This is a genomic window from Fodinibius sediminis, assembly GCF_900182555.1.
In the GTDB taxonomy this organism is placed as follows: domain Bacteria; phylum Bacteroidota; class Rhodothermia; order Balneolales; family Balneolaceae; genus Fodinibius; species Fodinibius sediminis.
Map to the genome: position 1 here is coordinate 74993 of NZ_FXTH01000016.1, position 9705 is coordinate 84697.

At 45.2% G+C, this 9705-nt stretch carries 9 protein-coding genes; 4 read left to right on the forward strand and 5 right to left on the reverse strand.

Annotation, left to right across the window (positions count from 1 at the left end; genetic code table 11):
- Positions 1-2: 2 nt before the first annotated feature.
- Both FN808_RS15720 and FN808_RS15725 read right to left on the reverse strand, forming a co-directional pair.
- The gene (locus FN808_RS15720; protein ID WP_142715564.1) at positions 3-3785 is read right to left on the reverse strand and encodes an efflux RND transporter permease subunit; all 3783 of its coding nucleotides are present in this window, start codon (positions 3783-3785) and stop codon (positions 3-5) included.
- 146 nt (positions 3786-3931) lie between these two features.
- Positions 3932-4354: a hypothetical protein gene (locus FN808_RS15725; protein ID WP_142715565.1), complete on the reverse strand. Its 423-nt coding sequence runs from the start codon at positions 4352-4354 to the stop codon at positions 3932-3934.
- Positions 4355-4685: 331 nt separating this feature from the next.
- Here FN808_RS15725 and FN808_RS15730 point away from each other — a divergent pair, with 331 nt between their 5' ends.
- Entirely contained in the window at positions 4686-5318 is a 633-nt protein-coding gene (locus FN808_RS15730) for a recombinase family protein (protein ID WP_142715566.1), read from the forward strand.
- An 82-nt stretch (positions 5319-5400) separates the two neighbouring features.
- Here the strand turns inward: FN808_RS15730 and FN808_RS15735 are convergent, their stop codons facing one another.
- From FN808_RS15735 to FN808_RS15745, 3 genes are read right to left on the reverse strand one after another with little or no spacing between them, the layout of a single operon-like run.
- Positions 5401-6090 carry a ubiquitin-conjugating enzyme E2 gene (locus tag FN808_RS15735; RefSeq protein WP_142715567.1) on the reverse strand — a complete coding sequence of 230 codons (690 nt, stop codon included), beginning with the start codon at positions 6088-6090 and terminating at the stop codon, positions 5401-5403.
- 1 nt (position 6091) lies between these two features.
- The gene (locus FN808_RS15740) at positions 6092-7087 is read right to left on the reverse strand and encodes a cyclic GMP-AMP synthase DncV-like nucleotidyltransferase (RefSeq protein WP_142715568.1); all 996 of its coding nucleotides are present in this window, start codon (positions 7085-7087) and stop codon (positions 6092-6094) included.
- A 13-nt stretch (positions 7088-7100) separates the two neighbouring features.
- On the reverse strand, positions 7101-7724 hold the full coding sequence (locus FN808_RS15745) for a Cap15 family cyclic dinucleotide receptor domain-containing protein (protein ID WP_142715569.1): 624 nt from the start codon (positions 7722-7724) through the stop codon (positions 7101-7103).
- 87 nt (positions 7725-7811) lie between these two features.
- On the opposite strand from FN808_RS15745, the gene FN808_RS15750 reads away from it, so the two are divergent.
- The 3 genes from FN808_RS15750 to FN808_RS15760 are packed head-to-tail and all read left to right on the forward strand — an operon-like array spanning position 7812 to position 9572.
- Positions 7812-8450: a sigma-70 RNA polymerase sigma factor region 4 domain-containing protein gene (locus FN808_RS15750; protein ID WP_142715570.1), complete on the forward strand. Its 639-nt coding sequence runs from the start codon at positions 7812-7814 to the stop codon at positions 8448-8450.
- The gene (locus tag FN808_RS15755; protein WP_142715571.1) at positions 8450-8788 is read left to right on the forward strand and encodes a hypothetical protein; all 339 of its coding nucleotides are present in this window, start codon (positions 8450-8452) and stop codon (positions 8786-8788) included. The genes FN808_RS15750 and FN808_RS15755 overlap by 1 nt, the downstream gene beginning before the upstream one ends.
- Positions 8763-9572: an ImmA/IrrE family metallo-endopeptidase gene (locus FN808_RS15760; RefSeq protein WP_142715572.1), complete on the forward strand. Its 810-nt coding sequence runs from the start codon at positions 8763-8765 to the stop codon at positions 9570-9572. Before FN808_RS15755 ends, FN808_RS15760 begins: the two co-directional genes overlap by 26 nt.
- The last annotated feature ends 133 nt before the right edge of the window (positions 9573-9705 follow it).

Below are 9705 nucleotides of genomic sequence, written 5' to 3' on the forward strand. Positions count from 1 at the left end.
TCTTAAGCATTAATGTTCTTCACTTCAGATGTGGATGAACCACGTTTCAACTGCCACTCTCTCCAGATGGCGTAGAGCACTGGTATCACAAACAGCGTAATGATCTGCAGGAACATCCCGCCCACGCTGGGGATGGCCATCGGCACCATGATGTCGGCCCCGCGACCGGTGGAGGTGAGTACCGGAATGAGCGCCAGAATGGTGGTCGCCGTTGTCATCATCGTAGGACGGATACGCCGTCCGGCGGCTTCGCGTACGGCGCTGTGCACTTCTTTTAGTGTGCCGGGATTATCGCGGTCAAACACCTGGTCGAGGTAGGTGGCCATCACCACGCCACCCTCGGCGGCAATGCCGAACAGGGCAATAAAGCCCACCCATACGGCAATACTCAGGTTCACGGTGCCCATCTGGAAGAGCTGGCGCATATTGGTACCGAACAGGCTGAAGTCCATAAACCAGGACTGCCCGTAGAGCCAGACCAGCATAAAGCCGCCGGCCCAGGCCACGAAGATACTGCTGAAAATCATGGTCGAAACTGGCACCGATTTGAACTGGAAATAGATAATCAGAAAGATCAGCAGCATGGCAATGGGCAGGATAATCGACAGGCGCTTAGAGGCGCGGATTTGGTTCTCATAATTGCCTGCAAACTCGTAGCTGATACCCGCCGGAATAGTCAAATCACCGGAATCAATCTTATTCTGCAGGTAGTTTTGAGCATTTTCAACGGCGTCCACCTCGGCCACGCCCTCCATGCGGTCAAAGATGACATACCCGATCAGGAAGGTGTCTTCACTTTTAATGGCCTGCGGTCCCTGGCGGTAGCGGATCTCCGCCAGCTGTCCCAGCGGCACTTGCTCGCCCATGCCCGTAGGAACCAGCATCTGTTTAATTTTTTGGGGGTCGTCGCGTTGCTCGCGCGCATAACGTACTCGCACCGGATAGCGCTCGCGGCCTTCCACCGTTTTGGTCAGTTCAACTCCGCCCACCGCTACTTCGATGTAGTGCTGAATCTGCTGCATGGAGATACCATAGCGGGCAATCTGTTGCCGATCTACGTCAATTTCCAGGTAGGGCTTACCTACAATGCGGTCGGCAAACACCGAGGCCGGTTTGATGCCGGGCACCTGTTGTAGCTGCTCTTCCAGGCGAAGCCCGAAGTTTTCAATGGTTTGCAGATCCGGCCCCTTTATTTTTACGCCCATAGGCGCCCGCATGCCCGATTGCAGCATAATTTGCCGCGTTTGAATGGGCTGGAGTTTGGGGGCCGAGGTGGTGCCCGGGAGGTCAGCTGCCTTGATAATTTCATCCCAGATGTCATCCGGCGACTGAATATGATCACGCCACTGACGGTAGTATTTTCCGTCAGCATCGGGAATGAGATTACCCTGCTCATCGCGGACAAATTCGCCCTCATCATTCGTTTGGAAACGGATGCGGTGCCCGCTTTCATCTGTTTTGTATTCGGTCTTATAGGTAACGATGTTTTCAAACATGGAGATGGGCGCGGGGTCGAGCGCCGATTCGGTGCGGCCCATTTTACCGACCACATTTTCCACTTCCGGGATGGAAGCCACCCGCATATCCAATTTTTGCATCACGTCTTTGGCCTCCTCGATCCCCGCGTGTGGCATGGTCGTAGGCATCAGCAGGAAGGAGCCTTCGTCCAGCGGGGGCATAAACTCTTCGCCCAAACCGGGAAAGGTCGATTGCGCCGCCTGCCAGGGGGCGGTGGTTCGTATATTGAGGCCTACGGCATCAAAACCGTTGGCCACGAAGCCGAAGACACTGGCAAAGCCCAGCCAGATCACTACAGCCAGCACCGAAAGCCCGGCCGGAATGGATAGAAACAAGCCCTTGTGCTGCAGGCACCAGTCCAGTATCGGTTCGTAAAAGTAGATGACAAGCCAGAAACTGCCCATAATCACCGCCAGCAGTAGCGCTACGGTGATGAAGTTGGCGGTAAAGGCCACGCCCGGACCCAGCGGCAGCCACTCGCTGGTGAGCAGCCAGGTAACCGCCCCCACGATCAGCACCATGTTGGCCGCCGGCAACCATCGTTGATACTTTTCATCGGCGAAGAGCGCTGCGCCATTCAGCAAGCCAAATGTCATCAGAACCAACCCTGCCCACGGCATAAAGGCAATGGCGACCAACAGCCCGCCAATCACCAACAGGCCATTCCATGCTATTTTAATCGGTCGTTTCTTTATGGTGATAGAGAAGAACCAGTGGGCGAAGGGCGGCAGCAGGGCAATCACAATAATGATGGAGGCCACCAGCGCAAAGGTCTTGGTGAAGGCCAGCGGCTTAAACAGTTTCCCCTCGGAGGCCACCATGGTAAACACCGGCAGGAAGCTGACGATGGTCATGGTGATAGCCGTAACAATGGCGTGCGCCACCTCACTGGAGGCCCGGTAGATCACCTCCAGCAGGGATTCCTCCGGCCCGGCCCGCTCCATATGCTGCAGCATATTCTCCGAGAGCACGATGCCCATATCCACAATGGTACCGATGGCAATGGCAATACCCGATAGCGAAACGATATTGGCATCCACCCCCGCCAGCTTCATGGCAATAAAGGTCATTAGTACTGCGATAGGCAGCATCGCTGAGATCAGGATGGAGGTGCGCAGGTTCAGCACCATAACCACAATTACAATAATGGTAATGAGTACCTCAAGGGTGAGCGCTTCTTCAAGAGTGCCGAGGGTTTCCTGGATGAGTTCCCCGCGATTGTAAAAGGGCACAATAGTTACCTTTGATTGGGTGCCGTCATCCAGGGTTTTGGACGGCAGCCCGGCCGAAAGCTCTTTTATTTTGGCTTCGATGTTTTCAACGACTTCCATCGGGTTCGCGCCTTCCCGGGCCACAACCACCGCGCCCACGGCTTCGGCACCGGCTTTATCCAGCGCCCCCCGGCGCAGGGCGGGCCCGCGGCTGACCCGCGCAACCTGATTGATACGCACCGGGGTGTTATCCACTACTTTTACCACGGCCTGCTCTATATCATCCATATTTTTGATGTAACCCAGCCCGCGCACCAGGTACTCCACATTATTCATTTCAATGGTGCGGGCGCCTACCTCGGCGTTGCTGTTGCGCACGGCGTTGAACACGTCATTCATGGTGATATCGTATTGCTGCATCGCTTCGGGATCGACATCCACCTGGTACTCGCTCACGTAGCCTCCGATGGGCGCCACTTCTGAGACCCCTTCGGCGGCGGACAGTCCATAGCCCACATAGAAATCCTGTATACTGCGCAGCTCCTGCAGGTCCCAACCGCCCGTGGGATTGCCCTGCTTATCGCGTCCTTCAAGGGTGTACCAGTAAATTTGTCCGAGCCCCGTGGCATCCGGGCCGAGCGCGGGCTGCACGGCCTGCGGCAGCGTGCCGGCCGGCAGGGAATTCAGCTTTTCGAGGATACGTGAGCGGCTCCAGTAGAAATCCACATCTTCCTCAAAAATTACGTAAATGCTGGACATTCCAATGATCGAAGTACTGCGTACCGTTTTGACGCCGGGCACGCTCAGCAGCTGTGTTGTAAGTGGGTAGGTGATTTGATCTTCAATATCCTGCGGGGAACGCCCGGCCCAGCGGGTATAGACAATCTGCTGGTTTTGGCCCAGGTTTGGAATGGCATCCACCTGCACCGGATCTTCCGGCAGAAAGGTGTCCCACGAAAAGGGCGCCACGGCAATGCCCCAGGCGACGAGCGCCACCAGCATCAGTACGGCGATGAGTTTGTTTTCAAGGAAAAAGCGTATGGTTTTGTCAAGCATAATATTTCTGAATAAACATAGTCCGATGAGGGTATGCGTCTTTTAAGCAACCCCAATGGAATATTCCAATGATTGGTGAGAAGAAAGGCAACGGGCAGGGACCACCATGTCGGTTGGATTCCTTGTGAGCCCAAGGGGGAGGGGTGCTAATTCAGAAAGGTGCTGTTAAGCAAAAAGAGAGGAGTATTGTGCGGAGGATGAACCGATGCTACCGGTGGTAATGGATGGTGGCGGGACGAGGCATCATCCAGCACAATGTAGCTGAAAATAACCGCCACTACGATGCTTTTCGTACTTTGGGTGAGCGCAGGCGTATCGCCCTTCTCACTTGCTATCGCTTCCGAACAAAGGTGTTGATAGCTACAAGTTTGCAAGGAGTTGCCGTCCTCACTGGCCGAAGTCCCGTGGTGACTCTGGCAACAGTCGGTTGTATTACTGGCGATAGCCTCCACCGGCATATCACAGAAAAGAGTCGCTGCCGACAGGCTTGCTGGCAGTACGATACTACTTAAAAAAAGAATCAGCGTTAGTGCTGATAAACCGTGATATGTCTTTTTAAATAGGTTCATTTTTTGGGTATCAACTTACAATCAAAGCTAAACATACAAAAGTTCTGTAATATTTAAATATTGTTTCTCTTCCTTTTTAGGAGGCTTGTTCAAAACCATGAAATCAGCAATAAGGTAGGTATCTGTCTCACATTATTTGTTACAACATTATCGGTAAATCTTATAAAATTTTGTGCTATCAGAAAAACAGCATTCGAGCCAGCTGCTGAACAACAACTATTGTGTATTCATTTTAGGGTATACCCTAAATCGGTACGATTTTCCGGATTCCAAAACCCCATTTGCAGGCTGTTGTTGCGGTTATAAATACAACACCCTAATTTCGGTACAGATGAATGACAACTATACCATTGATAAGATGAAAGCCACCTACGTCCGCGTGTCGACCTTTGAACAAAATATTTCCAGGCAATTGGAAGGCAAAGAAGGGGAGGTGTACTGGGATAAAGTCTCCGGAATGGTGGCCTTTGAAGATCGCGAGGACGCGGCCAGGCTCCTAGCTGACGCCAAAGCGGGAAAAATAGACGAAGTCGAGGTCCATTCTATTGATCGCCTGGGCCGGGACGCCATCAATGTACTACAGACTATTAAACGATTTACCGAAATGGGCGTGAACGTAAAATCCCAGAAGGAAGGACTGAATACCCTGCTCGAAAATGGCGACCAAAATCCGGTGGCCAAACTGTTGGTATCGGTCCTGTCCACCTTGGCCGAAATCGATTATAACAACAGGAGGGAGGCCCAGCGGGAAGGTATAGCCCGCGCCAGAGCCGAAGGCAAATATAACGGCCGGGCCAACGGTACCAGCCTCTCAGACGTAGAGCTGGTGGAAAAACATTCGGATATCGTAGAGGAGTTAAATAGGGGAGAGACCATTCGCCGGACGGCCAGGCTTACCGGCAGAAGCAAAAGTACGGTCCAACGGGTGAAGAAAGCCTTGGATCGCCTGAAAACAAGCGGCTAATTATAGGACTCACATATAGATCGCCGCTTAGAAGAGAGAATTCAAAAACTAACCGTATTGGTATCTTAATTTATAGAAAAGTCTATGTAAAATTCTTCCTTAATTGATTTTCCTTTTTCAATCCACTTCTGTTATAAATCAATTCTATTTGGTCAAGTAAAAAGCTTTCATCCAGCTTATTTAATTCATCATATGCTTTCATATGGCATTTTCTAAACAACTCATTACTTCCACAAAAGCATTTATTACTCCGGTTTAATCTAGGTTTCGTAGCAATATAGTGCATTAACGAAAGAGTTTTCCTTACATCCTTTCCGGTTCTAAGTCTTGAAGAAAAGAATTCATAGATCCCCATTAACCCGTGGGCATAACCAGAGTTAACATAGAAGCCTTCTTCTATTCTATATGTCTGATTAAAAAGATAAGGTGTTAATTCATTTTCAATAAAACCCACAACTGTTATACCGTCCCTACATTTAATTATTTCTGATGGTAGTACATCTATACAGCAAGATCCATCTTTATAAATATGCCAATCGGCGATTTTGGGTATTCTATCACTTGTTTCAAGTACTTTAGGGAATCGATAAGGAAACCCCTCCTTATATTTTATTTCCACTTGAAATGGTTCCCACTCTTTCCCATCCTCATCTACAATGTCTAAATTTCCTCGCAGAAACTTTTCTCCATTTTCAGAAACTATCTTAAGATTATGGTACTCATCTGTAGCGGAACCCGATTGGTCTACAAAAGTAGAATATCCTTCTTCCATTTTACTTTGCCCATGGATTTGAAGAGGCAGCTCCAGCTGCTAAAGCACCTGTATGCTTCTGCCCTTTTTCATCTTTAGCGTTACTGCATGAAAACCTATCGCCGAAAATCTTTTGCCAGTATTTACAGGCTTCTTTTTGATTTTTCTCTCGAAGTGCTTTCTTGGCCCGTTCAACGAAATTCGCAAGCATTTTCATGAAGTGCTCTTCGTGAGTATAATCTTCAAATAAATCTTCCCCCTTCGGCGTAGTTGGTCGTTCGCATTTAAACTCCTGAAACAACTCTGCCTGAATATTGATTAGAGTCTCTTTCAAGGCAATATCATCACGTTCATGACTGTAGTAATTATTGATCGCAAGAATTGTCATAATAAACCCACTGGGCATCTTTATCGATGAGTTACTAAACTCTCTGTAGTCACACCACGCTTTTAAGTACCTAATGAGCCTTACAAGCTGTTCATTGTCATCAACCTGTTCCTCAAACCACTCAATAAATTCTTTAGGATCACTATAAATCCAACTTTTTGCTTTATGAGCAAGCTCCGGGGTATCACCTTTTTTATAGTAAATGGGCAAATCAATATGGTGTCCATCAGCAAAAACAACTCTGACGCAAGTATTTTTATCTATGGGGTCTTGAGAAGTATGACCATCTACAGCCTCACAGATCCAATTATGATGGGTCTGAACAGTTTTTCTTTCTTTTTCTGATTCATTTCCGATAAAATAAATACCATCATCGATATCGTACTTATACAATGTTTGTTCTTCACCATAGTCCACTTCTACCCGAGGTATCGGGTTTACAATAGTATCAGTCTCCATTGAACCTTGACCGGAGAATTTTGGAGTAATTTCATCCGTTCTTTTTTCAGAAAAATACTTGCGTATCTTTTTTCGAAGATCTTTACGAGATGTTTTCAAGCTATCTTTTCTAGCTTCGGTTAACCTTATTGTGGAATCAAATTCGTGTAATAATTCAGTGCAATTTGCCATAGTTATATATTGTTTAGAATTCGTGTTTTAGGTCTGTTGATTGAAAATTCACTTCAATTTTGCCTCTTGTTTGCTCTTGACGGTTTGTAAAATAATTGCCGGTTAATTTTCGGGGTTTATTACCATTCATAAGGACCTTCAGTTTATTTGCCCCCTCATGACAATCCAGGTAATCGTTAATATTCGTACCAGAATTAAAGTAGAAGAAGTAAATAGCATAGTGTCCATTTTCTGCTCTTATATCCTCGACAAGACTTTTTGAATAAGTATTTTCATGGCTCTCACTATGGAAATAAGTATTTATCTGAATTTTAGATGCCGTTTGAATAACCTCTACAACCGTATCCATTCTATTTTTTTCGCCATTCCTCTCGTACTCGATGTACCCAGTATATCTCCCATTTAGGTTTGGCACTCTGACGAGCTTATCGAGTACTTGGTATTTCCATAAGTACTTGTCATACCAAACCAATAGGCTTGCTATAATTGCAGTATTTGTAGGAGCTCTAAGAACAAATTCGCCGCCCTGATATAGATAGGCCCGAATCACCTCAAAGCCTAAATCAACTCCGAATGCCAAGGCCAAAATTGTCACTATTAATGTTTTTGTTTTATAATACCTGAAGGATAATTTCATCAATCAAAAATTTTACGTTGAGCTTTCACTTACGTTACCTAAACCGTTAACTAACGGTTTTCGGTATAGCTAAATACAAGGAAGGAAATGAACTGGAAAGATTTTGAAAATGACACTACCGAGGATTTGATTGAGTATGTCAAATTCAAGGAAGATCCGGACTATGAAGATGCAGCCAAAGCAGCTTTCACAGCATTAACTTTCCGGTTCCGATCAGATATAATCGACAAATGCACTATTATATGCCGAAAGTGGGGCTACAGCGATGATGATGCTATTGAACTGGCTAATAGAACATTTGAACGATTCTGGAAATACCCAACCTTTTCAAAATCAAAATGCCGAGTTGAAGGTATTACTGAATGCTTCATCCTATATATGTATAGAATTGCACGGAATGAATTGAAGCGATCATACAATAAAAAAGATTATCCCTATGAAGGAGATGAAAAAATAAGGACCTCTCTTATTGATGAAGATAAAAGTTACACCACAGAGGAGTTGAAAGCTTTGCACAAAGCAGAGAAAAGACTTGATGAAGCACTTGACCATTTAACAGAAAAACATAAAATAATCTTTTTAACCTACAGTGCCTATGAAGAAGATGGTTATAAGCTCCCGCGAGAATTATTGAAAAAATTACGTAATGCTTTAGACCTTACTCAAAATTCAATCAGAGTTTATAAAAAAGATGCTTTTGAAGCTGTAGATAAGAGGATAAGATAATGGCAAAAAATAAAATTAATATAACATTAGAAAACATAACAGAATGGCTGTGTTCCACTGGATATTTATTTCCACGTACACAAATTGAGTTATCTCGATTAAATAAGCTATATCCAGAAGTAAAAAGAGATACAAAAGATGAACAAGTAGATCCTTTTAAAATATTAGAGAACTCAAGAGAACGAAAACCTATTAATTTAGAAACTTCAGCAAACAGAAAAGAAGACTATTCGGACCTTAGAATGGCTGCTAGGAAATCTGAGGGACTACCAAAACACATTGTAGAAAAAATGAAGAAGAAGCATAAAAATAATGGTGGAGATAAATCCGAAAACTAAGCAACTAATTGACAAGCATACAAAGTCTCTTACTGAAGAATTTCATGAAGGAAACGCTACAGATCTTCTGAAAATCATTGAAGATGAAGAATTGAATCTACACATTGATGATTACGAAGATCATTTTGATGGTATGTTGATATGGGATCAACCACAATTTCATATCCACCTAAACGAAACAAAGGGTAATCTGCCTACTACAAAAAAAGGACGTTTTACGTTAGCTCATGAGTTAGGACATTATTTCATTGAGCCCCATAGACAAGGATTAAAACGGGGCTTAATATCTCCCCATCCATCCACTTTATCCTTAGTACATTCAGAACGAATTGAAAAAGAAGCAGACAAATTCGCTGCTTCTATCTTAATGCCTCGAAAAAGGTTAAGGGACTTTACGGGAGGAAGAGAATTCTCACTTGAAATTATAGAGCAGGTCTCAGATGAGTTTCAAGTAAGTCTTACATCAGCTGTCATTCGATTTGCAGAAATTGGTACTCACGAAATACTAGCTGTGTTTAGTAGTGAAAACAAAGTTAACTGGTTTTGCAGGAGCGATGACTTTCCCTATCTGAAATTTAAATTCGAGGTTGGTGGTAAACTACCTCCTACTACAGTAGCAGGAGAATTTTACAGAAAACCAGATAGTAAATATACAGGGGTAGAACCAGTAGATATAGAAGATTGGTTTTACTTAAGAGAGGGAGCTCCTGAATACCAGATGTATGAACAGTGTTTCTATTCAGATTTGTATGGATTTACTATAAGTTTAATTTGGTTTAAATAATAATAAATTTAGCTATGAGGGTAGTGTAGGGACTACTTGAGAGTGTAAATCTAACTCTGTCTGAGTTTGGTAACGTAAAACTTACTAACTTAGGCAAATCATGACACAAAAAGAACTAGATAAACTGCAAGAA